Origin of the sequence: Aeromonas mytilicola subsp. aquatica (assembly GCF_044336385.1) — a bacterium.
Lineage (GTDB): Bacteria > Pseudomonadota > Gammaproteobacteria > Enterobacterales > Aeromonadaceae > Aeromonas > Aeromonas rivipollensis.
Genome location: NZ_CP172298.1, coordinates 487292 through 511804 on the forward strand (window position 1 = coordinate 487292; position 24513 = coordinate 511804).

At 62.3% G+C, this 24513-nt stretch carries 16 protein-coding genes; 10 read left to right on the forward strand and 6 right to left on the reverse strand.

Features of this window, described 5'->3' with window-relative positions; all coding sequences use genetic code 11:
* Nucleotides 1–99: 99 nt before the first annotated feature.
* Nucleotides 100–963 carry a carboxylating nicotinate-nucleotide diphosphorylase gene (gene nadC / locus ACFWHB_RS02465; protein WP_395949386.1) on the reverse strand — a complete coding sequence of 288 codons (864 nt, stop codon included), beginning with the start codon at nucleotides 961–963 and terminating at the stop codon, nucleotides 100–102.
* Between the two features lie 3 nt (nucleotides 964–966).
* The gene (locus tag ACFWHB_RS02470) at nucleotides 967–1437 is read right to left on the reverse strand and encodes a retropepsin-like aspartic protease family protein (protein ID WP_111911112.1); all 471 of its coding nucleotides are present in this window, start codon (nucleotides 1435–1437) and stop codon (nucleotides 967–969) included.
* A 136-nt stretch (nucleotides 1438–1573) separates the two neighbouring features.
* Between ACFWHB_RS02470 and ampD the strand changes: the two genes are divergently transcribed.
* The 5 genes from ampD to lpdA all read left to right on the forward strand — a co-directional run bounded on the left by ampD (nucleotide 1574) and on the right by lpdA (nucleotide 9565).
* The gene (ampD, locus tag ACFWHB_RS02475; protein ID WP_111911110.1) at nucleotides 1574–2146 is read left to right on the forward strand and encodes a 1,6-anhydro-N-acetylmuramyl-L-alanine amidase AmpD; all 573 of its coding nucleotides are present in this window, start codon (nucleotides 1574–1576) and stop codon (nucleotides 2144–2146) included.
* Nucleotides 2147–2421: 275 nt separating this feature from the next.
* Entirely contained in the window at nucleotides 2422–3186 is a 765-nt protein-coding gene (pdhR, locus tag ACFWHB_RS02480; protein ID WP_106885661.1) for a pyruvate dehydrogenase complex transcriptional repressor PdhR, read from the forward strand.
* Between the two features lie 79 nt (nucleotides 3187–3265).
* The gene (gene aceE / locus ACFWHB_RS02485) at nucleotides 3266–5926 is read left to right on the forward strand and encodes a pyruvate dehydrogenase (acetyl-transferring), homodimeric type (RefSeq protein ID WP_395949387.1); all 2661 of its coding nucleotides are present in this window, start codon (nucleotides 3266–3268) and stop codon (nucleotides 5924–5926) included.
* A gap of 165 nt (nucleotides 5927–6091) precedes the next feature.
* A complete protein-coding gene (gene aceF, locus ACFWHB_RS02490) occupies nucleotides 6092–7984 on the forward strand; it encodes a pyruvate dehydrogenase complex dihydrolipoyllysine-residue acetyltransferase (protein ID WP_395949388.1) in 1893 nt (630 codons plus the stop codon).
* Between the two features lie 153 nt (nucleotides 7985–8137).
* Nucleotides 8138–9565 (forward strand): dihydrolipoyl dehydrogenase, encoded by a 1428-nt coding sequence (lpdA, locus tag ACFWHB_RS02495; protein ID WP_106885664.1) that lies wholly within the window; start codon nucleotides 8138–8140, stop codon nucleotides 9563–9565.
* Between the two features lie 74 nt (nucleotides 9566–9639).
* Here lpdA and ACFWHB_RS02500 read toward each other — a convergent pair whose 3' ends face one another.
* From ACFWHB_RS02500 to ACFWHB_RS02510, 3 genes are all read right to left on the reverse strand, one after another.
* Nucleotides 9640–9822, reverse strand: coding sequence for a hypothetical protein (locus tag ACFWHB_RS02500; protein WP_163148424.1), 183 nt, complete (start codon nucleotides 9820–9822; stop codon nucleotides 9640–9642).
* Between the two features lie 143 nt (nucleotides 9823–9965).
* Nucleotides 9966–11612: a methyl-accepting chemotaxis protein gene (locus tag ACFWHB_RS02505; RefSeq protein WP_395949389.1), complete on the reverse strand. Its 1647-nt coding sequence runs from the start codon at nucleotides 11610–11612 to the stop codon at nucleotides 9966–9968.
* Nucleotides 11613–11736: 124 nt separating this feature from the next.
* A complete protein-coding gene (locus tag ACFWHB_RS02510; protein WP_111911100.1) occupies nucleotides 11737–13647 on the reverse strand; it encodes a methyl-accepting chemotaxis protein in 1911 nt (636 codons plus the stop codon).
* A 275-nt stretch (nucleotides 13648–13922) separates the two neighbouring features.
* Here ACFWHB_RS02510 and ACFWHB_RS02515 point away from each other — a divergent pair, with 275 nt between their 5' ends.
* The 4 genes from ACFWHB_RS02515 (at nucleotide 13923) to ACFWHB_RS02530 (ending at nucleotide 22548) form a co-directional block, all read left to right on the forward strand.
* Complete coding sequence (locus ACFWHB_RS02515) at nucleotides 13923–16229, forward strand: patatin-like phospholipase family protein (protein ID WP_395949390.1); 2307 nt, start codon at nucleotides 13923–13925, stop codon at nucleotides 16227–16229.
* A gap of 229 nt (nucleotides 16230–16458) precedes the next feature.
* Nucleotides 16459–19056: a bifunctional aconitate hydratase 2/2-methylisocitrate dehydratase gene (gene acnB / locus ACFWHB_RS02520; protein ID WP_163148428.1), complete on the forward strand. Its 2598-nt coding sequence runs from the start codon at nucleotides 16459–16461 to the stop codon at nucleotides 19054–19056.
* 238 nt (nucleotides 19057–19294) lie between these two features.
* Nucleotides 19295–20872, forward strand: coding sequence for an EAL domain-containing protein (locus ACFWHB_RS02525; RefSeq protein WP_395950166.1), 1578 nt, complete (start codon nucleotides 19295–19297; stop codon nucleotides 20870–20872).
* Nucleotides 20873–20964: 92 nt separating this feature from the next.
* Complete coding sequence (locus ACFWHB_RS02530; protein ID WP_395949391.1) at nucleotides 20965–22548, forward strand: EAL domain-containing protein; 1584 nt, start codon at nucleotides 20965–20967, stop codon at nucleotides 22546–22548.
* A gap of 107 nt (nucleotides 22549–22655) precedes the next feature.
* Here the strand turns inward: ACFWHB_RS02530 and ACFWHB_RS02535 are convergent, their stop codons facing one another.
* Nucleotides 22656–23405, reverse strand: coding sequence for a 3-oxoacyl-ACP reductase family protein (locus ACFWHB_RS02535; RefSeq protein ID WP_395949392.1), 750 nt, complete (start codon nucleotides 23403–23405; stop codon nucleotides 22656–22658).
* A 176-nt stretch (nucleotides 23406–23581) separates the two neighbouring features.
* Here ACFWHB_RS02535 and ACFWHB_RS02540 point away from each other — a divergent pair, with 176 nt between their 5' ends.
* Entirely contained in the window at nucleotides 23582–24505 is a 924-nt protein-coding gene (locus ACFWHB_RS02540) for a LysR family transcriptional regulator (protein WP_395949393.1), read from the forward strand.
* The last annotated feature ends 8 nt before the right edge of the window (nucleotides 24506–24513 follow it).

A 24513-nucleotide genomic window follows, 5' to 3' on the forward strand; every position in this document is an offset into this window, starting at 1 on the left:
ATGTCGTGGGATCCTGCATATAGAAAAGGCGCCGATGGCGCCTTTTGCAAGTTTCGAGCCCTGTAATATTTTTGGGCCAGGTGGACTCGTTTTACTCGCTCAGCTTTCGATGAAGCGCATCGAGAGGTCCAGCGCCCGCATGTGCTTGGTCAGTGCTCCCACCGAGATAAAGTCGACGCCGGTGGCGGCATAGTCGGCCAGCGTCTCCAGAGTGACGTTGCCGGAGACCTCCAGCTTGGCGCGGCCCTGGTTCAGACGGACGGCCTCTTTCATCATGGGCACGTCAAAGTTGTCCAGCATCACGATGTCAGCCTGGGCGGTCAGCGCCTGCTCCAATTCGGCCAGGGACTCCACCTCCACTTCCACCGGTTTGCCCGGGTTGAGGCGGCGTGCCTCGGCAATGGTTTCCCGGATGCCACCGCAGGCGAGGATGTGGTTCTCCTTGATGAGGTAGGCATCAAACAGGCCGATACGGTGGTTTTTGCCGCCGCCGCAGGTGACGGCATATTTCTGGGCGCTACGCAGGCCGGGCAGGGTCTTGCGGGTGTCAAGCAGGCGACACTCGGTCCCTTCCAGTTCGGCCACGTAGCGGGCGGTCAGGGTGGCGACCCCGGACAGGGTCTGCACGAAGTTCAGGGCATTGCGCTCGCCGGTCAGCAGCACCCGGGCCGGGCCGTGGAGGCGGAACAGCTCCTGATTGGGGGAGAGGCGCTCACCATCCTGAACCTTCCATTCCACCTTGACCTCGCCGCCAAGCTGGGCAAACACCTCGTCGACCCAGGGCTGACCGCAGAATACGCCGGCCTCGCGGGTGATGACGCGCGCCGTCGAGATGCGATCGGCCGGGATCAACTGGGCCGTGATGTCGGCGCTGGCATCGGGTTGATCCAGTGCGGTGAGGGCATCGCCCAAGTCTTCGAGTAGTGCGGCGCGCACGGCGCGGCTGATGTCCTGTTGTAACATGCCTTATTCCTGCAAGGGTCTGAGAAGCAACTGCCTGTCTTTCTGACGTAATTCCAGCCGGCCCAGGGCATTCATGCCCACCAGGATCTCCTCCCCGTCGGCAGCCGGATTGATAAAGACGGACAAATCGTACAGGGTCAGTGGGCCCATCGCCAGGCTTTCGATCCGGCCTGTCTCGACCTGGATCTGGCCCGCCGCCGTATTGACCAGGCTGCGACCAGTGGCGACGAGGCCGAGGCGCGACGCCACCTGGCTCGGTATGGTCACCCGGGTGGCCCCCGTGTCCAGCAGCAGTTGCACCGGCTGGTCGTTGATGGCACCCTCCAGACGATAGTGACCACTGGCGTCGGCCTTGAGCAGCAGCTCCCCGCTGGCGGTCACGCTAGGTTTGGCGCTGGAGTAGAAGTAAAGGGTCAGCAGACCCAGCAGTGAGAGCCAGGCCAGCAGCCAGAGACGGCGTGCCATCGGGTGCATATGGGGTCCAGTGCCTTGCAAGTGATGGCTCAGCCTAACACAGCTTTACCCATGGATTCAGAGGCTTGTTTCCGGTTTCTTGCGGCGGCGGGCACAGTCCATGGCGTCCCTCTCCCCATTGTGAGTCGAGTAGACGATGACTGAACCCACAACCATTTTTTCCATCGATCCAGCTGGGTGGTGTGAACAGGCCCGCAGGGTGCCTTCGCCCCATCACAATGAACGGATCGGCCCCAACGATATCTCCCTGTTGGTGATACACGGCATCAGCCTGCCACCGGGAGAATTTGGCGGCCCCTGGATCGACGAGCTGTTTCTCGGTCGCCTCGATCCCGATGCTCACCCTTACTTTGCCGGCATTCATCAGCTAAGGGTCTCGGCCCACTGCCTGATCCGTCGCGATGGCGAATTGGTGCAGTATGTGCCGTTCACTGCGCGAGCCTGGCATGCGGGAGTATCGAGCTGGGAGGGGCGGGAGGCGTGCAACGACTTCTCCATCGGCATCGAGCTGGAAGGTACCGACGAGCTGCCGTACAGCGATGCACAGTATGAGGTGCTGGCAGGCCTCAGTCGGGCCATCTCTGTTCAGTATCCCGAGGTGACGGCATCACGCATCGTCGGCCATTGTGACATAGCGCCGGGTCGCAAGACGGATCCTGGCACCAGTTTCGAATGGCAGCGCTATCGTGGGATGCTCAACTTTGAGTAAAAAATCCAAACATTAGTTTGTGTTTTTAAAATCAATGGCTTGCCTTTTGGGTGAGCCATTTTTCATGCTGTTGGCCAAATGTTATCTGTGAGCAAGCTCATAAATATTGGTCAGACCATTTTCTATGAGCTATATCATGATTTCGCTTTTTTACCCCTAAAGTGGCAAGCATCGTTCTTGATGCAGATCATATTTTGGGTGGACTTTTTCCAAGCCCTCTGCTAATTTTCGCCCCAATCATAGAATTGGTAATACCAATTTAACAAAGTAGCCTCATGCCCTATATCAAGATAACTCAGCCCAAGCTGGCCGACGCCATAGTCGCCGAGCTGGAAAGCATGATTCTGGAAGGCAGCTTGCAGCCGGGGCAGAAGCTGCCCCCCGAGCGGGAACTCGCCATCCAGTTTCAGGTGTCGCGGCCTTCCCTGCGCGAAGCCATCCAGCGTCTGGAAGCGAGGGGACTCTTGTATCGCCGTCAGGGCGGTGGCACCTATGTACAGAATGCCTTGAGCAAGGGGATCGCCGATCCCCTGTTCGAACTGCTCAGTACCCACCCGGAAGCCCAGTATGACCTGCTGGAGTTTCGTCACGCGCTGGAAGGCATCTGTGCCTACTATGCCGCGCTGCGGGGGACTGAGGCCGACTTCGAGCGGATCCGTCTGGCGCAGTCCGCCATCGAAGAGGCGGGTCAGCAGGGGTCGCTGGTGGTCGAGTCGACCGCCGTCACCCAGTTCTATCTGGCGGTGGCGGAGGCGTCCCACAACGTGGTGCTGCTGCACCTGCTGCGGGCCATGGGCCCCATGCTCGAACAGAACATTTTACGAAATAACGAGATTTTGAATCGCCGTCCGGGAGTGGTAGCCAAGATCCGTCGCCATCGTGCGAGCCTGATCGAGGCTATCCTGTCGGGGGCTCCGGAGCGGGCCAGGGCTGCTTGTCATGAGCATCTGGCCTTTATCGAGGACACCTTGTTGGATATGCAGAGGGAAGACAGCCGGATCCAGCGATCCATGCGTCGGATCCGTCAGCAGGATAACTAATCCCACAAGGCTCTATTGTCGAATGCTTGCGCCCTTCGCCGTGCAATGCCGTGCAATCACAACAAAATAGGAACCAGCCATGTCTGATATCCTGAAGAACGATGTGGACCCGATAGAAACGCTGGAGTGGCTTGCCTCTCTGGAATCCCTGCTGCGTGAAGAGGGTCCGCAACGCGCTCAGTTCATCCTTGAACAACTGGCCGAGAAAGCCCGCATCAGCGGTGTTGACGTGGCTGAGAAGGCGAATCGCGACTACATCAACACCATTCCTGCCAGCGACGAACCGGCTTACCCGGGCGACCTGGAGATGGAACGTCGCATCCGCGCCATCATCCGCTGGAATGCCATGATGATAGTGCTGCGCGCCTCCAAGAAAGACCTGGACCTCGGTGGTCACATGTCTTCCTTCGCCTCTTCCGCGACCATCTACGAAGTCTGCTACAACCACTTCTTCCGCGCTCGCAGCGAGAAGGACGGTGGCGATCTGGTCTACTTCCAGGGTCACATCTCCCCGGGCATCTACGCCCGTGCATTCGCCGAAGGTCGTCTGACCGAAGAGCAGCTGGACAACTTCCGTCAGGAAGTGGACGGCAAGGGCATTCCTTCCTACCCGCACCCGAAACTGATGCCGGACTTCTGGCAGTTCCCGACCGTTTCCATGGGTCTGGGCCCCATCGCCGCCATCTATCAGGCTCGCTTCCTGAAGTACCTGACCGACCGTGGTATCAAGGATTGCTCCGAGCAGACCGTGTACGCCTTCCTGGGTGACGGCGAGATGGACGAGCCGGAAGCCAAGGGCGCCCTGACCGTTGCCGTGCGTGAAAAGCTCGACAACCTGGTCTTCGTGGTCAACTGCAACCTGCAGCGTCTGGACGGTCCTGTTGTCGGCAACGGCAAGGTCATCAACGAGCTGGAAGGTCTGTTCGCAGGCGCCGGCTGGGATGTCACCAAGGTCATCTGGGGTCGCAAGTGGGATGAGCTGCTGAAGAAAGACACTTCCGGCAAGCTGATCCAGCTGATGAACGAAACCGTGGATGGCGACTATCAGACCATGAAGTCCCGCGACGGCGCTTACGTCCGTGAGCAGTTCTTCAACCGTTATCCGGAAACTGCCGCCCTGGTCAAAGACATGACCGACGAGGAGATCTTCGCCCTGAACCGCGGTGGTCACGACCCCCGTAAATTGTTCGCCGCCTTCTCCAAGGCCGCAGCGACCAAGGGCAAGCCGACCGTCATCCTGGCCAAGACCATCAAGGGTTATGGCATGGGCGAAGCGGCCGAAGGCAAGAACATCGCTCACCAGGTCAAGAAGATGGATCTGGGCTCAGTTCGTCACCTGCGCGATCGTTTCAGCCTGCCGGTCACCGACGAGCAGCTGGAAGAGTTGCCGTACCTGAAGATCGAAGAAGGTACCGAAGAGCACAAGTACCTGCACGCTCGCCGTGCCGCGCTGAAGGGCTATGTACCGACCCGTCTGCGCGAGAGCACCACCAAGCTGGAAATCCCGGCTCTGGATGCCTTCGGCCCGCTGCTGGGTGAGCAGGCGCGCGAGATCTCCACCACAATGGCGTTCGTGCGTTCCCTGAACGTGCTGCTGAAAGACAAGTCTATCGGCAAGCGCATAGTTCCGATCCTGGCCGACGAAGCCCGTACCTTCGGTATGGAAGGTCTGTTCCGTCAGATCGGCATCTACAGCCCGCACGGTCAGCAATACACCCCGCAAGACCGCGACATCGTCTCCTACTACAAGGAAGACAAGCAGGGTCAGGTTCTGCAAGACGGTATCAACGAGCTGGGCGCCATGTCCTCCTGGCTGGCTGCTGCGACCTCTTACAGCACCAACGACTGCCCGATGATCCCGTTCTACATCTACTACTCCATGTTCGGCTTCCAGCGGATCGGCGACATGGCGTGGGCAGCCGGTGACCAGCAAGCCCGTGGCTTCCTGCTGGGCGCGACCTCCGGTCGTACCACCCTCAACGGCGAAGGCCTGCAGCACGAAGATGGTCACAGCCACATCCTGGCCGGCACCATCCCGAACTGCATCTCCTATGACCCGTCCTACGCCTATGAAGTGGCGGTGATCGTGCAGGACGGCCTGCGCCGCATGTACGGTGATAAGCCGGAGAACGTCTTCTACTACATCACCACTCTGAACGAGAACTATGCCATGCCGGCCATGCCGGAAGGCGCCGAGGAAGGTATCCGCAAAGGTATCTACAAGCTGGAGTCCGTGGCCGGCAACAAGGCCAAGGTACAGCTGCTGGGTTGTGGCTCCATCCTGGGTCACGTCCGTACCGCCGCCCAGATCCTGGCGAGCGAGTACGGCGTGGGTTCCGACGTGTTCAGCGTGACCTCCTTCAACGAGCTGGCTCGTGATGGTCAGGACGCCGATCGCTGGAACATGCTGCACCCGACCGCGGCCGCCCGTGTGCCCTACATCACCTCGGTACTGGGTTCCGAAGCCACCATAGCCGCGACCGACTACATGAAGTCCTTCGCCGAGCAGGTGCGTGCCTTCGTGCCGACCGAGAACTACCGTGTACTGGGTACCGATGGTTATGGCCGTTCCGACAGCCGTGCCAACCTGCGTCGTCACTTCGAAGTGAACGAGTTCTACGTCGTCGTCGCTGCCCTGACCGAACTGGCCAAGCGCGGCGAGATTGACAAGCAGGTTGTGGCCGACGCCATCGCCAAGTACGGCATCGATGCCGACAAGGTTAACCCGCTGTACGCGTAAGAGGATTGAGCGCCCTGTCCGGACCTGCGTGCCGGACAGGGCCTTGCCCAGGTTAATGCGACATAAGGGTAAGAGGACATACAGGGTCCGGACGGCAACAACGAGTCGGAACCTGCTCTTGCCAAGGTTAACGCGATAAACGTACGCGTAAGAGGATAAAGCACAATGTCCAAACAGATTATGGTGCCGGATATCGGTGCCGATGAAGTTGAAGTGACCGAGATCATGGTCGCCGTGGGTGACAAGGTCGAGCTCGACCAGTCCCTGATTGCCGTGGAAGGTGACAAGGCCTCCATGGAAGTCCCGGCTCCGGCCGCGGGTATCGTCAAAGAGATCCTGATCAAGGTGGGCGACAAGGTTGCCACCGGTTCCCAGATCATGATCTTCGAAGCGGAAGGCGCTGCCGCCGCCGCTCCGGCTCAGGTTGCCGCTCCGGTTGCCGCCGCACCGGCTGCCCCTGTTGCTGCCGCTGCCAAAGACGTGCACGTACCTGACATAGGTGACGACGAAGTCGAAGTGACCGAGATCATGGTTGCCGTGGGCGATATGGTTGAAGCCGACCAGTCCATCATCGCCGTGGAAGGTGACAAGGCCTCCATGGAAGTGCCGGCGCCGTTCGCGGGCCGCGTGGTCGAGATCAAGGTCGCCGCCGGCGCCAAGGTCTCTACCGGTTCTCTGGTGATGGTATTCGAAGTGGCTGGCGCCGCTCCTGCCGCCGTTGCCGCGCCGGTTCAAGCCGCCGCTCCCGTGACTGCTGCCCCGGTTGCTGCCGCTGCCAAAGAGGTCAACGTACCTGACATCGGCGGTGACGAAGTGGAAGTCACCGAGATCATGGTGGCCGTGGGTGACAAGGTCGAAGCCGACCAGTCCCTGATCGCCGTGGAAGGTGACAAGGCCTCCATGGAAGTCCCTGCACCGTTCGCCGGTGTGGTCAAGGAGATCAAGGTGAAGGCGGGTGACAAGGTCTCCACCGGTTCCCTGATCATGGTGTTTGAAGTCGCTGGTGCTGCCCCTGCCGCCGCCCCGGTTGCCCAGGCTGCTGCCCCCGTTGCCGCACCTGTTGCTGCCGCTGCGCCGGTTGCTCAGGCTGCTGCCCCGGCTGCCGCTGCCTCCGACTTCGTCGCCAACGATGCCTATGTTCACGCCTCCCCGGCGGTTCGCCGTCTGGCTCGCGAGTTCGGCGTCAACCTGGCCAAGGTGAAGGCCTCCGGTCGCAAGGGTCGCATCGTCAAAGAAGACGTGCAGGCTTATGTGAAGGATGCGGTCAAGCGCGCCGAGTCCGCCCCAGCTGCAGGTCAAGGCAATGGCAACGGCATGAACGTGCTGCCATGGCCGAAGGTAGACTTCAGCAAGTTCGGTCCGGTCGAAGAGCTGGAACTGACCCGGATCCAGAAGATCTCCGGTCCTGCTCTGCACCGCAACTGGGCCATGATTCCTCATGTCACCCAGTTCGACGAAGCCGATACCACGGATCTGGAAGCCTTCCGCAAAGAGCAGAACATGCTGGCCGAGAAGCAGAAGCTGGATGTGAAGATCACCCCGCTGGTGTTCATCCTGAAAGCCGCCGCCAAGGCCCTGGAAGCGCACCCGCGCTTCTGCAGCGCCCTGTCCGAAGACGGCAGCAAGCTGATCATGAAGAAGTACATCCACATCGGTGTGGCGGTTGACACTCCGGGGGGCCTGGTCGTACCGGTCGTTCGCGACGTCAACAAGAAGGGCATCTATGAGCTGTCCCGCGATCTGGCCGAGATCTCCAAGAAGGCCCGTGCCGGCAAGCTGACCGCTGCCGACATGCAGGGCGGTTGCTTCACCATCTCCAGCCTGGGTGGCATCGGCGGTACCAGCTTTACCCCGATCGTCAACGCGCCGGAAGTGGCCATCCTGGGCGTTTCCAAGTCCGAGATGAAGCCGAAGTGGAACGGCAAGGAGTTCGTGCCGCGTCTGATGCTGCCGCTGGCACTGAGCTATGACCACCGCGTCATCGACGGCGCCGACGGTGCTCGCTTCGTCACCACCCTGAGTGGTGTGCTGTCCGACATTCGTCGACTGGTTCTGTAAATGTAAATGAGAGGGCGAGCACAGAGCTCGCCCTTTTCACTTCTCATTTCATTAACAAAATTATAAACTTGCCCCGTTTTTTTCACGGCTGCAGCCGCCTTCTTTGGCATAAGACTGTGCTGTCCGGGGATATAGAACGACAAAGAGGTCATGATGAGTAAAGAAATCAAAACTCAGGTCGTAGTACTGGGTGCTGGCCCTGCCGGTTATTCCGCTGCTTTCCGTGCCGCCGATCTGGGTCTGGATACCGTTATCGTCGAGCGCTACTCCACCCTGGGTGGCGTCTGCCTGAACGTGGGCTGCATCCCCTCCAAGGCGCTGCTGCACGTTGCCAAAGTGATCGAAGAAGCCAAGGCGCTGGCCGAGCACGGCATCGTCTTCGGTGCCCCGCAGACCGACATCGACAAGGTGCGTCTGTGGAAAGAGAAGGTCATCAACCAGCTGACTGGCGGTCTGGCCGGCATGGCCAAGATGCGTAAAGTCCAGGTTGTGAACGGCTTCGGCAAGTTCACCGGCCCGAACACCCTCGAAGTGGAAGGCGCCGACGGCAAGACCACAGTGACCTTCGACAACGCCATCATCGCGGCCGGTTCCCGTCCGGTGAAGCTGCCCTTCATCCCCCACGATGACCCCCGCGTCTGGGATTCAACCGATGCGCTGGAACTGACCACAGTACCGGGCAAGCTGCTGGTTATCGGCGGCGGCATCATCGGCCTGGAGATGGGTACCGTTTACTCCTCCCTGGGTTCCGAGATCGACGTAGTGGAATTTGCCGATCAGCTGGTACCGGCTGCGGACAAAGACATCGTCAAGATCTACACCAAGCGCGTTGCCAAGAAATTCAACATCATGCTGGAGACCAAGGTCACCGCAGTTGAAGCCCGTGAAGACGGCCTGTACGTCTCCTACGAAGGCAAGCACGCCCCGGCCGAGCCGGTTCGCTACGACAACGTGCTGGTCGCTGTCGGTCGTGTGCCGAACGGCAAGCTGATGGACGCCGAGAAAGCCGGTGTTGCCGTCAACGAGCGCGGTTTCATCGAAGTGGACAAGCAGCTGCGTACCAACGTGGCTCACATCCACGCCATCGGTGACATCGTCGGTCAGCCGATGCTGGCTCACAAGGGTGTGCACGAAGGCCACGTGGCGGCCGAAGTCATCGCCGGCAAGAAGCACTACTTCGACCCGAAAGTGATCCCGTCCATCGCCTACACAGAGCCAGAGATGGCCTGGGTCGGTCTGACCGAGAAGGAAGCCAAGCAACAGGGCCTGAACTTCGAAGTCGCCACCTTCCCCTGGGCTGCTTCCGGCCGCGCCATCGCCTCCGATTGCGCCGACGGCATGACCAAGCTGATCTTCGACAAGGACAGCAACCGCGTCATCGGTGGTGCCATTGTGGGTACCAACGGTGGTGAGCTGCTGGGCGAGATCGGTCTGGCCATCGAGATGGGGGCCGACGCCGAAGATCTGGCGCTGACCATCCACGCTCACCCGACTCTGCACGAGTCCGTGGGCCTGGCAGCCGAAGTATTCGAAGGCTCCATCACCGACCTGCCGAACGCCAAGGCCAAGAAGAAGAAGTAAGTCTCTTCTCTCCGCCAAGATGAAAAAGCCGCTCGAATGAGCGGCTTTTTGTTTTTCCAGGATCAGGTGGCCGGTCAGCAGCGCCCCTTCTTGGCCTGTCCCGGTGGACAGAAGGTGCCGTAGCCCCCGCGATCCCCTTCGCTGACCCGGATCCGGGTATCGTCCACGCTCACATCGGCGCCGTGCACCCGCACCGGCCCGCTGCTGCAGGCAGCAAGCAGCCCACCCAGCATGATCATCACCACAAGCTTGCCCATAACACCTCCTCTCGTTTTCCTGATTATGAGGTGTGTGGCAGGGCGGTTGGATACGGCGCAAAGACCGTGCGTCACGGCTTGCCGTGGTTATGACGAAGGGCGCCGCAGCGCCCTTGTATGGGTCAGAAAGAGGCGCTGGAAGATTACAGGCGGAAGTTGCCGACCAGCTTGTCGAGCTCGCCGGAGAGCTGCTGCAGACTGCGGCTGGACGCGGTCAGTTGGTGGGCTATGTCGGCTGTCTCTGTGGTGAGCTGGTTGATGTCCTCCACGTTGCGGTTGATCTCACCCACCACGCTGGATTGCTCCTCGGTGGCGGTGGCGACCTGGATGTTCATGTCGCTGATCTGGGTGATGTGGGCGGTGATCTGGCCGAGCGCCCCGTTGGCGGCGTCCGCCTGGGTGACCACCTCCAGACTCTGGTTGCGGCCCTGGGTCATGGCGCTGACGGCGCGGGCGCTCTGCTCCTGGAGGCGGTTGATCATGCCCTGGATCTCGGCGGTGGAGGCGGCGGAGCGGCTGGCGAGGTTGCGCACCTCGTCGGCCACCACCGCGAAGCCGCGACCCTGCTCACCGGCGCGGGCTGCCTCGATGGCGGCGTTCAGCGCCAGCAGGTTGGTCTGCTCCGAGATGCTGCGAATGGTGTCGAGTATGCTGCCGATGGAGTCGGTCTGGCTCGCCAGGGATTCGATGACTCCGGCCACCTGCTCGATTTCACCGGAGAGGCCGACGATGCCGTGGCGGGCCTGCGCCACCACGACCGCTCCCGCATCGGCCTGATCGTTGGCCTGCTTGGCCACATCGGCGGCCAGGGACGCATTGCCGGCGATCTCGCTGACTGTGGCGCCCATCTCGTGGATGGCGGTGGCGACCTGGACGGTGCGATCCCGCTGGGCGGTACAGTTGTGCTGGGTCAGCTGGGCCTTGGCAGCCACCTCGTTGGCGGTGGCGGCGAGTTGGCGGGAGTTGCTCGCCACTTGCTCTATGGCACCGTGGATGCGGGCCACGAACTGGTTGAAGCTGCTGGCTATCTCGGCCAGCTCGTCCTTGCCGGTGAGGCTGGCACTGCTGTCGAGGGCGAGATGGCGGGCGGCATCCCCGATGTGCAGTTGCAGGAAGGAGACCCGGCGGCGTAACCCGATCAGGATGAGGGTCGAGACCAGCAGCGAGATGGCAATGGCGATGACTATGATGGCGATCATCTGGTTGCGGCCGCTGTCATAGCTGCTCTGGCTCAGCTCGTTGCGGTGCTGGGCCTGGCCGATGAGGCCGTCGAGCAGGGCGTTGGCCCCCTTTCGCATCTCCCCATAGGTCTGGCTGTAGCTGTCCCGATAAATGGTACGGGCCACCTCCATCTCATCCTTCTCCAGTGCCTGCAGCATGGGGATCAGCTCCTCACGCTCCATCTTCTCGAACTGGCCGAGCAGCCGTTCGGCCTCGGCCCGGGCGGCGGGATCGACCTGGGCCGTCACCGCCTGCTGCATGGCCTGACGCATCTCGGGAATATCTTCCTCGCGGGTCTCCTTGACCCGGGTCAGCACCCCCTTCTCGTCGCGCAGGGAGGTGTCTTGCAGCAGCATCATGTCGATGCCGACGCGCATGCGCGGGATGCGGGAGGCCACTTCCGCCATGGCCCGCATGGGGGTGGCGGTATTCTGGAACAACTCATCGGCCTGCTGCTTGATGTTGCCCATGCTGCGCAGGCTGGCGGCGCCGACCAGCAACAGGGCGAGACAGGGCACGGTAACGGCCAGGATGAGTTGGGTTTTGATCGTGATCTTGCCTGCCAGCATGATGGCTCCTTGGTGTGTTGCTATGTCGCTAATGTAGCGGCTTGTCATGACGGTTTGCCGTCATGCCCGGGCCGACACTCCCTGCCGACCCGGACGAAAAAGAGCGCCGAAGCGCTCTTTCATCTCATAGCCGGAAGTTGCCGACCAGCTTGTCGAGCTCGCCGGAGAGCTGCTGCAGACTGCGGCTGGACTCCGTCAGCTGGTGGGCGATGTCGGCTGTCTCCATGGTGAGCTGGTTGATGTCCTCCACGTTGCGGTTGATCTCCCCCACCACGCTGGACTGCTCCTCGGTGGCGGTGGCGACCTGGATGTTCATGTCGCTGATCTGGGTGATGTGGGCGGTGATCTGGCCGAGCGCCCCGTTGGCGGCATCTGCCTGGGTGACCACCTCCAGACTCTGGTTGCGGCCTTGGGCCATGGCGCTGACGGCGCGGGCGCTCTGTTCCTGGAGGCGGTTGATCATGCCCTGGATCTCGGCGGTGGAGGCGGCGGAGCGGCTAGCGAGGTTGCGCACCTCGTCGGCCACCACGGCGAAGCCGCGGCCCTGTTCACCGGCGCGGGCGGCCTCGATGGCGGCGTTCAGCGCCAGCAGGTTGGTCTGCTCCGAGATGCTGCGGATGGTGTCGAGTATGCTGCCGATGGAGTCGGTCTGGCTCGCCAGGGATTCGATGACTCCGGCCACCTGCTCGATTTCCCCCGAGAGGCCGACTATGCCGTGGCGGGCCTGCGCCACCACGACCGCTCCCGCATCGGCCTGATCGTTGGCCTGCCTGGCCACGTCGGCGGCGAGCGACGCATTGCCGGCGATCTCGCTGACGGTGGCGCCCATCTCGTGGATGGCGGTGGCGACCTGGACGGTGCGATCCCGCTGGGCGGTACAGTTGTGCTGGGTCAGCTGGGCCTTGGCGGCCACCTCGTTGGCGGTGGCGGCGAGCTGGCGGGAGTTGCTCGCCACCTGCTCGATGGAGCCGTGGATCTTGGCGACGAAGTTGTTGAAGCCGGTGGCGACCTGGCTCAGTTCGTCCCGTCCTTCCACCTTGAGGCGCTGGGTCAGATCCCCGTCACCACTGCCCAGTTCCCGGAACAGGCGAGCCAGTTCGTTGAGGGGGCGACTGACGGAGCCGGCCAGCAGGACGCCAAGCAGCCCCATGCCGACGGCGATGAGCAGGCTCACCAGCACTATGTGCAGCCGCGCCTTGTCCAGCTCGGCATAGATCTCGGCTTCCGGCACCTGGGCTACCAGATACCAGTCGAGCAGGGGGATATAGCTGGTGGCGAGCACCACGGGCTGGCCATCTATTTCGGCGTGGGTGGCGGCAAAGGGCTGCCTGGTCATCAGCGCGCCGGCGCCCGGGCCTGCCAGCTGACTCAGGCTGTCTCTGTCGATGCGGGCGGCGTCCGGGTGCAGCTTCACCTTGCCGCTGCCATCTGTCATGAAGACGAAGCCGCTGTCGCCGATGCGGAAGTTGGCGAGCATGCTGACCATGCTGTCGAGAGACTTGGCAAGCCCGGCCAGGCCGCGCCCGTCGAGCTGCTGGAAGTTGACGAACAGCTTCACCTCGCCATTGCTCTCGCGAAAGATGCTGAGCATCAGGTCCTGGCCGCTCTTGGTGTAGTCGTAGAACCAGTTGTCCTGCTCATGGTTCAGGATGCGCAGGAAGCCCTCTTGGTTGTAGTAGGCGGCGCTCTGGCGATCGGCGAAGGAGGCGGTGACCAGGCCATACTGGCTCGTCATGTCCTTGAGCTGGTCGATGAGGATGGACTCCTGCTCCTTGGGCATGCCGCGGGCCACCCAGTCAAGCACGAAGCGGTCATTGGCCAGCTGTCTGGCGGCGCTCGCGACCGAGGTGAGATCCTTCTCGATCTCCTTGCCGATGCGCTGGGTCAGGTTGGGAAGCTCCTGCTCGAACATGCGGGTCTCGATCAGCTGCTGGGCCGAGCGCTGGCTGAAGTAGCCCACCAGCAGGCAGGAGAGAGCCACGGCGAGGATGACGGTGGCCAGAATTTTCTGTTTGAGTGTCAGGCTTGCGAACATAAGGGTGACTCGGGGTGTGGGCCTAAGGTTGAGTACATATTAACGGCTGATTTGGCGCGCTCTTGAGGTGGTGGCGGCGATTATTGCCGATTAACGTTTGCGCTCACATCAGGCCGGGACTGGATTGGCGCCGGTTATCCCTGGCTCTGGGGCCCCGGGGGGTGATGACATCTCGCCAGCAGGGTCGCTTGCAGTTAAAGTTCTGGAACTTATAGTTGGCAGCACTCATGTCGGCGGGCTGCTCGCTCGACTCGCACGGATCAATGGACACTCATATGCGCATCTTTCATCGGGGATGGACCCATCTGCTAATGCTTCTGCTGGCAACTCTGCCATTGGCGGGGATAGCCCAGGCCAGTGACACCGGGCCCAAGGCCAGGGTGCACGGCGGCGAAGGCAAGGCGGAGAGACCCAGGATAGCCTTGGTGCTGAGCGGCGGCGGCGCCAAGGGGGCGGCCCACATAGGGGTGCTCAAGGTGCTGGAAGAGAAGCGGATCCCGGTCGACATCGTCGTCGGCACCAGCATGGGATCCTATGTGGCGGGCATGTACGCCATGGGGCTCAGTGCCGAGGAGGTGGAGCGCATGACCCTCGCCATCGACTGGAACAAGGGTTATCAGGACAAGGTCGGTCGTGACGAGCTCTCCCTGCGCAAGAAGCAGCAGAGCGAGAAGTACCAGCTGCGCACCGACATCGGAGTCAACGGGGACTCCACCCAGTTGCCTGACGGCTTCTTCCAGGGCCAATCCATGGCCAGTTTGCTGCGCCATGCCACCTCCAACCTGCCGGCGCAGAAGAGCTTCGACGATCTGCCCATTCCCTACCGCGCCGTGGCCACCGACATGGAGACGGTGACCCCCTTCGTGCTGGACAGTGGCAGCCTGGCCAAGGCGATGCAGGCCTCCATGTCCATCCCCGGTGCCCTCAAGCCGGTGGAGTGGGAAGGGCACATCCTGGCCGACGGTGGCACAGTCAACAACATGCCGGTGGACGTGGCCAAGGCCATGGGGGCCGACGTGGTGATAGCGGTGGACATAGGCGCCAAGCTGCGCACCCGGGAGTCGCTCAAATCCGGGCTGGCCATGATAGACCAGCTCACCACCTACATGACCCAGGTCGGCAGCGAGAAGCAGAAGGCGCTGCTGGGGCCAAAGGACGTGCTGCTCAGCCCGGAATTCGGTGACATGGGGATCGCCGACTTTGCCCGCATGCCGGAGGGGATCAAGCAGGGGGAGGCGGTGGCTGACCGCGCCTCCGCTCAGCTCGATGCCCTGTCGCTCTCCCCCGACGCTTACGCGGATTACCGCAACAAGAAGCTGAGCCGCCGCGCCGAGCGCAGCGGGCAGCCGGCCTACTACATCGACAAGGTGGAGATCCTCAACAAGTCGCGCCTCTCCGACGAGACGGTGCGGGCCATGCTCAAGGTGCGCCCGGACAAGGTGCAGACCTATGAGAGCCTGGAGGCCGGGATCCGCCGCCTCTACGCCCTGGAGTCGTTCGACCGCATCACCTACGAGGTGGAGGAGCGGGATGGCGAGAACGTGCTGGTGGTGGATGCCAGCGAGAAGAACTGGGGCCCGGGCTATCTCAACTTCCAGCTCGGCTTCTCCGATGACTTCGAGAGCAGCTCCAACTACAACGTCGGCATGTCCTATACCCTGACCAACGTCAACGACTGGGGCGCCGAGTGGCTGACCGAGGCGTCGCTCGGCACGGCCAAGCACCTCAAGACCGACTTCTACACGCCGCTCGAGCCTTCCCAGACCTTCTATGGCGAGGCGAGCCTGGCCTATGACAAGACCCAGCGCCGGGTCTTCTTCCCGGAGGAGGATGTCAAATCGTCCGGGGTCCGTTATCTGGACTCTGAGTACAGCTTCACCAGCATGGATCTCGCCGTCGGCTGGAACCGCCAGCCCTGGAGCAGATTGTCCCTGGGGCTGGAAGGCCAGGTGGGCGGCGTCGATGTCCAGAACCTGTCCGACGCGAATGCGGATGCCACCGCCTGGGGGCCCTACATTCGCTTCGAACACGACACCCTCGACAGTCGCTACTTCCCCTACGCGGGGGTCTACTGGGACATCAAGGGGGGTTACTCCCACATCAAGATAGAGCCGACCGGCGAGCCGACAGAGAACACCGAGGGGCTCAACTACCACATGGCGATGATCAAGCCCTGGTCATGGGGGCGGCACAGCCTCAACCTGATGCTGGAAGGGGGCGGTTCCTCCTCGGAGGAAGAGGTGCCGCTGTTCGTGCAGGATCTCGGCGGCCTGTTCCGGCTCTCCGGCTTCCAGCACTACCAGTTGAGCGGCCGCTACAGCCTGTTCAGCGGTCTGCGATACATCTATCGGGTGGCGGACAACGACTTCGGGGCCATCAAGGCACCCCTGTTCCTCGGGGGCTCCCTCGAGCAGGGCGGGGTCTGGAACAAGGGGGCCGACATCAGCCTGGAATCTTCCTATACCTCGGGCTCCGTCTATGTGGGGGTGGAGAGCTTCCTTGGCCCCATCTTCCTCGGCTATGGCATGGCGGAGGGGGGACACGACATGTTCTATCTGCAATTGGGCACTACGTTCCAATAAGGGTGAAATGCTGACTTTTTGTTAACTTGTTTGTGCTGTGTCTCTTGTCAGTTTAAAAAAACCTAAGCGGCTTATATGGTTATGCTGGTTTGGCGAATAACTGCACAGGGTTTGGATTTTAATTACTCGTTAAAACTTATATAGTGGGGGGCACCCTACGGGTGTCCCGCAAGGACGATCGCCGCGAGCTTGGGCGAACCCCAAAAAAAAGACCAAAGAGGAATTAGTCGTGCTTGAAACATACCGTAAACACGTCGCAGAACGTGCCGCCGAGGGCGTGGTTGCCAAACCTCTGGATGCAGAGCAGGTCGCCGCCCTGGTTGAACTGCTCAAGAACCCGCCCGCCGGTGAACATGATTTTCTGAAAGAACTGTTGTCCTCCCGCGTTCCCCCGGGTGTTGATGAAGCGGCCTATGTCAAAGCCGGCTTCCTCACCGCCGTCGCCAAGGGCGAGGCCCACTCCCCGATACTGACCGCCGCCGAAGCGGTCGAGCTGCTCGGCACCATGCAGGGTGGCTACAACATCCAGCCGCTGATCGATCTGCTGGACGACGCCTCCCTGGCTCCTCTTGCCGCCAAGGGGCTGTCCCACACCCTGCTGATGTTCGACTCCTTCCACGACGTGGAAGAGAAGGCGAAGGCGGGCAATGCCCACGCCCAGCGGGTGCTGCAATCCTGGGCCGATGCCGAGTGGTTCCTGAACCGCCCCGCCCTGGCCGAGAAGATCACCGTCACCGTGTTCAAGGTGACCGGCGAAACCAACACCGACGACCTGTCCCCGGCACCGGATGCCTGGTCCCGTCCCGACATCCCGCTCCATGCCCTGGCCATGCTGAAGAACGCCCGCCCCGGCATCACCCCGGACAAGGACGGCGTCATAGGCCCGGTCAAGGCCATCGAAGAGCTCAAGCAGACCGGCTTCCCGCTGGCCTACGTCGGTGACGTGGTCGGTACCGGCTCCTCCCGCAAGTCCGCCACCAACTCGGTGCTCTGGTTCATGGGCGACGACATTCCGTTCGTGCCGAACAAGCGCGCCGGTGGCGTTTGCCTCGGCGGCAAGATTGCCCCGATCTTCTTCAACACCATGGAAGATGCCGGTGCCCTGCCCATCGAAGTGGATGTCTCCAAGCTGGAAATGGGCGACGTGATCGACATCTTCCCCTATGAGGGCAAGATCACCCGTCACGGCACCGATGAGGTGCTGGCCCGCTTTGAACTGAAAACCGAGGTGCTGATCGACGAAGTGCGCGCCGGTGGCCGCATTCCGCTGATCATAGGCCGCGGCCTGACCGACAAGGCCCGCGAGGCCTTAGGGTTGCCGTTCTCCACCGTGTTCCGTCGCCCGCAGCCTGTGGCCGACACCGGCAAGGGTTACACCCTGGCCCAGAAGATGGTGGGCAAGGCGTGCGGCGTGCAGGGCATACGCCCGGGCACCTACTGCGAGCCGCGCATGACCACGGTCGGCTCCCAGGACACCACTGGCCCCATGACCCGTGACGAGCTGAAAGATCTGGCCTGCCTCGGCTTCTCCGCCGATCTGACCATGCAGTCCTTCTGCCACACAGCGGCCTATCCCAAGCCCATAGACGTGCAGACCCACCACACCCTGCCGGACTTCATCATGAACCGTGGCGGTGTCTCCCTGCGTCCCGGTGACGGCGTCATCCACTCCTGGCTGAACCGCATGCTGCTGCCGGACACCGTGGGTACCGGCGGTGACTCCCACACCCGTTTCCCCATCGGCATCTCCTTCCCGGCGGGCTCCGGCCTGGTGGCCTTCGCCGCCGCCACCGGCGTCATGCCGCTGGACATGCCGGAATCCGTGCTGGTGCGCTTCAAGGGCGAGCTGCAACCTGGCATCACCTTGCGTGATCTGGTCCATGCCATCCCCTACGCCGCCATCCAGAAGGGGCTGCTGACCGTCGAGAAAGCGGGCAAGAAGAACATCTTCTCCGGCCGTATCCTCGAGATCGAAGGTCTGCCGACTCTGAAAGTGGAGCAGGCGTTCGAGCTGGCGGACGCCAGTGCCGAGCGCTCCGCCGCCGGTTGCACCATCAAGCTGGATCAGGCCCCGATCATCGAGTACCTGAAGTCCAACATCGTGATGCTGAAATGGATGCTGTCCGAAGGCTACGGCGACGTGCGCACCATCACCCGCCGCATCAAGGGGATGGAAGAGTGGCTGGCCAATCCGGTGCTGATGGAAGCGGACAAGGACGCCGAGTACGCCGAAATCATCGAGATCGATCTGGCCACCATCAAGGAGCCCATCCTCTGTGCGCCGAACGATCCGGACGACGCCCGTCTGCTGAGCGACGTGGCTGGCAGCCAGATCGACGAGGTGTTCATCGGTTCCTGCATGACCAACATCGGCCACTTCCGCGCCGCCGGCAAACTGCTCGAGAAGTACCAGGGCGAGCTGCCGACCCGCATGTGGATTGCCCCGCCCACCAAGATGGACAAGGATCAGCTGACCGAAGAGGGCTACTACGGCATCTTTGGTCGCGTCGGTGCCCGCATCGAAATCCCGGGCTGTTCCCTGTGCATGGGCAACCAGGCGCGCGTGGCGGAAGGGGCCTCGGTGGTCTCCACCTCTACCCGCAACTTCCCGAACCGTCTGGGCAAGGGGGCCAACGTCTACCTGGCCTCTGCCGAACTGGCCGCGGTTGCCGCCATCATCGGCAAGATCCCGACAGTGGCGGAGTACCTGCAATACGCCAAGACCCTGGATGCCACGGCGGCCGACACTTACCGCTACCTCAACTTCAACGAAATCGCCTCCTACACCAAGAAGGCCGATGCGGTGATTTTGCAACAGGCGGTCTAAGCCTGGTCGGTCTGACCACTGGAAATAACAATGCCGCGTCCTGACGCGGCATTTTCCATTTGTGGGGGTTGCGCGATAATGGGCCGCCAATCTGCCGCCACTGCGTCGTCGATTTCTTTTACCAGCGCGCTGCGTTAGGTTGTCTGGCCTGAATGGTCCCATTGTCTTCTGTGCGAGATGGGCGTTATTTCACTGCGGTGCTTGCCAGGGCAAGCCTGCGAATTGCGGCGTGGTTGCTATGTTCCTGTTCCGGATTGATCTTGCCCGTACGAGATGGCGCCTTGGCTGTGCCCTGCTGGTCTTGACCTTGCCACTGCTGGCGGGGGGCTGGATGGTGCACCGCAGCTATGAGCAGGAGTTGAGGAGCGACGCCAGCGCCTCCGCCTACAAGGCGAGAACCTTGCTTGAGCGCATGCTGGATCAGGCCGAGCAGGCTAACCTGGAGGCATTGCCGCTGGTGAACCGGCCCTGTACCGGCAACCTGCTGCAACTGCGCAAGAGAGTAGCCCTCGAGCCTTTCCTGCGCTCGGTCAATCTGGTGAGAGACGGGGTGATCAACTGCACCTCGCTGTTTGGACCTGTCCATGAGCTGGATGACAGGTCGGTCTACACGCAGGACAAGTTGCTGCTGATGCGCGGCAACAAGGTGCGTCAGAATCATCCGCTGCTGGTGGTGCGCCATGATCGCGGGCGCGATGCGGTGCTGAGCGCCATCGACAGCACCCAGCTCGGCTTCATGCTCGCCATGAGCAGCGACGCCAGCGAGCTCTATCTGCAGGTCGGGTCGGCCTGGATCGACGAGTCCGGCCATCATCAGAGCCAGCCCCCCAGGCTGCACAGCAAGACTCGTCTTGAACTCTCCTCCCACCGCTACCCCTTCGCCATCCATGCGGGCTATGCCATGCCGCTCTACTGGCACTCACTCTGGGAGGCCCGCCATCTGGCCCTGCTGTGGCTGGCCGGCACCTCTGTGCTGCTCGCGCTGCTGGTGTGGTGGGTGCTCGGTCGCCCGGGCTCCCCGACAGACGAGCTGAGGCGCGGGTTGCTGGCGGGGGAATTCGTTCCCTACCTGCAACCCCTGATGGCCAGCAAGGACGACCGCATGGTGGGGGCCGAGGTGCTGATGCGCTGGCAGCACCCGAGCTCAGGCCTGATCCGCCCGGATCTCTTCATCCCCCAGGCGGAAGAGTCCGGGCTGATAGTGCCCATGACCACCCATCTCATGAAGGTGGTGGCCCATCGCCTTAAGCAGGTGCAGAGCCAGCTGCCCGAGGGGTTTCACATCAGCTTCAACATCAGCGCCGCCCACTGCCGGGATCTCTCCCTGCTGGCGGAGTGCCGCGCCTTCCTCGCCCACTTCCAGCCGGGGCGGGTGGCGCTGGTGCTGGAGCTGACCGAGCGGGAGCTGCTGGTGGCCAACCCCCATACCCTCTCCCTGTTCGCACAGCTGGACGAGATGGGGGTCAAGCTCGCCATCGATGACTTTGGCACCGGCCACTCCAGCCTGATCTACCTGCAGCAGTTCCATGTGGACTATCTCAAGATCGACCGCTCCTTCATCGGGCGGATCGGCACCGAGTCCCTCTCCGAACACATAGTCGACAACGTGATCGATCTCGGTCGCAGGCTGGGCCTGGCCCTGGTCGCCGAAGGGGTCGAGACCGAGCATCAGGCCGCCTACCTCAGGGGCAAGGGGGTGCATTATCTGCAGGGATTCCTGTTCGCGCGCCCCCAGCCGCTGCGTCAGTTCTGTCAGGGGTTGACGGCAGGGGAGGCGGATAGCCAGCCAGTTGCCGGTCGCGCCTCCTCCGCCTGAGTCCCGCAGTGTGGCTGCTCGTTATTTGACCGGTTAGGCCTGGGTTCAGCTTGGGTTGCTAAGATGGCGACCCTTTACGAACGGGATCCGCCATGCGTTATTGCTCCGCGGCCGACACGGCCAGACCCAGGCCAAGACTGCTGATCACCTTGCTGATGTTCGCGCTGCCCATGCTGCTCGGCAACTGGGCCATGCTCGTTCGCTATCGGGTCGATCTGCAGTGGGAGTCCCATCAGGCGGCGAGCCATACCCTGGCGCTGATGGAGACCATGCTGTCTCATGCCCAGGCGGCCAATCGCCAGGCCTTGCCATTTCTGGGCAAGCCCTGCGCCACTGCGCTGCCGACCCTCAGATCCCTGGTCGCCATGGTGCCCTTCGTGCGTTCGGTCAACCTGAGCCAGGGGGACAGCGTCTACTGTACCTCCCAGTTTGGCCGGCGCCGGATCCCCTATACCGCCGAGCAGTACAGCCAGGGCCAGCTGCGCCTGATGGAGGGGAACGAGGTGCGGCGGCATCATCCCGTCCTCTCGGTGCGCACCGGCACTGTGCAAGGGGCCGTGATGACCCTGATCGATGGGGATTACCTCAACTTCATGCTGAGCCTCAACCAGGGAGCCATGCCCCTGATGCTCAGGGTGGGCGATGGCTGGCTCGACGAGGAGGGCCACTTCTTCGCCGCCACGCCTTCCCTGGCGAGTCAGGAGCATGTCGAGCTCCAGGCTGCTGGCTATCCGCTCTCCATCTATGCGGGCTACTCCTCTGCTCCCACCCTGATGGGGCTGTGGCGGCATCATGGCTTCGGGATCTGGCTGCTGTTTGCCTTCAGTGCCGGTGTTGCCGTGCTCATGTGGTGGCTGCTGGGTCGCCCCCGCTCCCCGACCAGCGAGCTGGCCCGGGCCCTGCGGGCCAAAGAGTTCGTCCCCTACCTGCAACCCCTGGTGGAGAGCGGCAGCGAGAGCATCATGGGGGTCGAGGTGCTGATGCGCTGGCAGCATCCTGACGTGGGGCTGATCCGTCCGGATCTCTTCATTCCCCAGGCGGAGGCCTGTGGCCTGATAGTGCCCATGACCAGCCTCATCATGGGGAGGGTGGGGCAGCAGCTGGTCGCAAGCCAGGCGCAGTTGCCCGATGGCTTCCACATCAGCTTCAACATCAGCGCGGCCCATTGCCGGGACGACAGCCTGCTGGAGGAGTGCCGCAGCTTCCTCGCCCGCTTCGCACTTGGCAAGGTGACGCTGGTGCTGGAGCTGACCGAGCGGGAGCTGCTGGTGGCGGATCCCCATACCCTCTCGCTGTTCCAGGCGTTGAACGAGATGGGGGTCAAGCTGGCCATGGATGATTTTGGCACCGGCCACTCCAGCCTGGTCTATCTGCAGCAGTTCCATGTGGACTACCTCAAGATCGATCAGTCCTTCATTCGTCGTATCGGTACCGAGTCCCTCTCCGAGCACATAGTCGACAACGTGATCGATCTGGGCCACCGCCTCGGCCTGGCGCTGGTGGCCGAAGGGGTCGAGACCCGCGAGCAGGCGGAGTATCTCAAGGGCAAGGTGACCTATCTGCAGGGCTACCTGTTCGGCCGTCCCGTGCCCGTCCGGCAATTCTGTGACGAGCAGCTGGCGCAGGCGGCCTCGCCAGCGATTGAGGCCAAAGAGGAACAGCCTGAACCAGCCTGAAGCGGAGCTGCCACGCAAACCGCATCACGAGTGTGCGGCAGTGATGCCCCCTGATGACCAAGCCCCGGCGAGTGCCGGGGCTTTTGTATCTGAGGTCAGAGGGAAAGTCAGGCGGAGAAGCCGCCATCTATGGTCAGGCTGGCGCCTGTGACATAGCCTGCTTCAGATCCCGCCAGGTAGGCGACGAAGCTGGCGATTTCGTCATCCTTGCCGTAGCGGGCCAGCGCCATCATCCCCTTGAGCTGCTCCGCCGATTCCCCGTCAGCCGGGTTCATGTCGGTATCGACCGGGCCTGGCTGCACGTTGTTGACCGTGATGCCCCGGGGGCCCAGATCCCGTGCCATGCCTTTGGTCAGGCCGACCAGGGCCGATTTGCTCATGGCGTAGACGGATCCGCCCGCCATGGGGATGCGATCGGCATTGGTGCTGCCGATGTTGATGATGCGCCCCCCCTTGCCCATGTGATGAGCCGCCTCCTGACAGGCCACGAAGACGCTGCGGATGTTGACCGCCAGGGTGCGATCCAGGTCATCCAGAGTCAGCTCCTCAAGGTGGCCCCATACCAGTACCCCGGCATTGTTGACGAGAATGTCCAGCCGTCCGAAGCGGGTGACGCTCTGGCGTATGGCGTGCTGTACGGCCACGGCATCCGCGCTGTCGGCACGGATGGCCAGGGCCTTGCCGCCCGCCGCCGTGATGGTCGCGACAAGCTCTTCTGCCTTGCTGGCGGAAGAGACATAGGTAAAGGCCACGGCGGCACCGTCGCGAGCGAGGCGCTTCACAATGGCGGCACCTATGCCGCGGGAACCACCTTGTACGAAGGCAACTTGTCCACTGAGGGGTTTGACGGTCAACATCTGATCTCTCCTGTCTGGTGATGAAGCAAGGTCTGAGCGAGTTGGGAACTCAAGGCTATCCAGGCCACCCCAAGCAAGGAGTGGTGTTGAATGAACCTGTTTACAGTGTGATTGATTCCTTGAGGTTGATTAAGTAGCTATCATTCCAATCTCTAATTCCTTCAAGGACCGAGTAGATGACAGTACAGGACCCCTTTCTGAGCGTCAGACACTTTGTCGCCGTGGCTCGGACAGGCAGTTTTACCGCAGCGGCGCTGGGGCTGGGGCTGACCGGCTCGGCGCTGAGCAAGAGCATAGTGCGCCTGGAGGCGCGACTGGGGGTCAAGCTGCTGCACAGAACAACCCGTCGGGTGAGCCTGACCCCGGAGGGAGAGGCGTATCTGGCCAGCTGTCTTCAGGCTATCCGGGTGCTGGAGGAGGCGGAACAGAGCCTTGCATCGGGAAAGCAGAGCCCGTCGGGTCGCGTGCGCATCGATCTTCCCGCTGCGTTTGGCCGCAGGCACGTGCTGCCTATCCTGCTGGAACTGGCTGGCCAGCATCCACAGCTGGATCTGTCGGTGACCTTCAACGAGCGCAAGGTCGATCTCATCGAGGCCAACATCGATCTGGTGGTACGCATAGGGGCGTTGGAAGACCAGGCGGATCTCGTTGCGCGCCGTCTGGGGGAGCAGAGGCTCGTCATCTGCGGGGCGCCCTCCTATCTGGCCAGGCGCGGGGTGCCCTTGACCCCGGATGAGCTGTCACGGCACGACTGCATCATCGACTGGCGAGCCGGCCATCGTCATGGCTGGCTGCTCAGCAATGGGGCGGGCAACACGGAAGCCTATGACATCCCGGTACGCTACGAGATGGGGGATGGGGAAGCCGTGCGGGCAGCGGCACTGGCTGGCCTTGGGCTGGTGCAGGTGCCGACCTGGCTGGTAAACGAGCAGTTGGGTTCGGGCTCCCTCGTCTCGGTGCTCGATGATCACTCCGGCGGCGAGATGCCGATCAATCTCCTCTGGGCCAGGAGCCAGCACATGCCGCTCAAGGTGCGCGTCCTGGTGGATGCCTTGCTGCTGGCGGCGCAACAGAGTGGCAGTGCCTTTCGGGCCAACTGAGCCAGGTC

Bases quoted from the DNA above. Each gene is read 5' to 3' on its own strand.
- nadC (WP_395949386.1), bottom strand. From the start codon at position 963: ATGTTACAACAGGACATCAGCCGCGCCGTGCGCGCCGCACTACTCGAA.
- ACFWHB_RS02470 (WP_111911112.1), bottom strand. From the start codon at position 1,437: ATGCACCCGATGGCACGCCGTCTCTGGCTGCTGGCCTGGCTCTCACTG.
- ampD (WP_111911110.1), top strand. From the start codon at position 1,574: ATGACTGAACCCACAACCATTTTTTCCATCGATCCAGCTGGGTGGTGT.
- pdhR (WP_106885661.1), top strand. From the start codon at position 2,422: ATGCCCTATATCAAGATAACTCAGCCCAAGCTGGCCGACGCCATAGTC.
- aceE (WP_395949387.1), top strand. From the start codon at position 3,266: ATGTCTGATATCCTGAAGAACGATGTGGACCCGATAGAAACGCTGGAG.
- aceF (WP_395949388.1), top strand. From the start codon at position 6,092: ATGTCCAAACAGATTATGGTGCCGGATATCGGTGCCGATGAAGTTGAA.
- lpdA (WP_106885664.1), top strand. From the start codon at position 8,138: ATGAGTAAAGAAATCAAAACTCAGGTCGTAGTACTGGGTGCTGGCCCT.
- ACFWHB_RS02500 (WP_163148424.1), bottom strand. From the start codon at position 9,822: ATGGGCAAGCTTGTGGTGATGATCATGCTGGGTGGGCTGCTTGCTGCC.
- ACFWHB_RS02505 (WP_395949389.1), bottom strand. From the start codon at position 11,612: ATGCTGGCAGGCAAGATCACGATCAAAACCCAACTCATCCTGGCCGTT.
- ACFWHB_RS02510 (WP_111911100.1), bottom strand. From the start codon at position 13,647: ATGTTCGCAAGCCTGACACTCAAACAGAAAATTCTGGCCACCGTCATC.
- ACFWHB_RS02515 (WP_395949390.1), top strand. From the start codon at position 13,923: ATGCGCATCTTTCATCGGGGATGGACCCATCTGCTAATGCTTCTGCTG.
- ACFWHB_RS02525 (WP_395950166.1), top strand. From the start codon at position 19,295: ATGTTCCTGTTCCGGATTGATCTTGCCCGTACGAGATGGCGCCTTGGC.
- ACFWHB_RS02530 (WP_395949391.1), top strand. From the start codon at position 20,965: ATGCGTTATTGCTCCGCGGCCGACACGGCCAGACCCAGGCCAAGACTG.
- ACFWHB_RS02535 (WP_395949392.1), bottom strand. From the start codon at position 23,405: ATGTTGACCGTCAAACCCCTCAGTGGACAAGTTGCCTTCGTACAAGGT.
- ACFWHB_RS02540 (WP_395949393.1), top strand. From the start codon at position 23,582: ATGACAGTACAGGACCCCTTTCTGAGCGTCAGACACTTTGTCGCCGTG.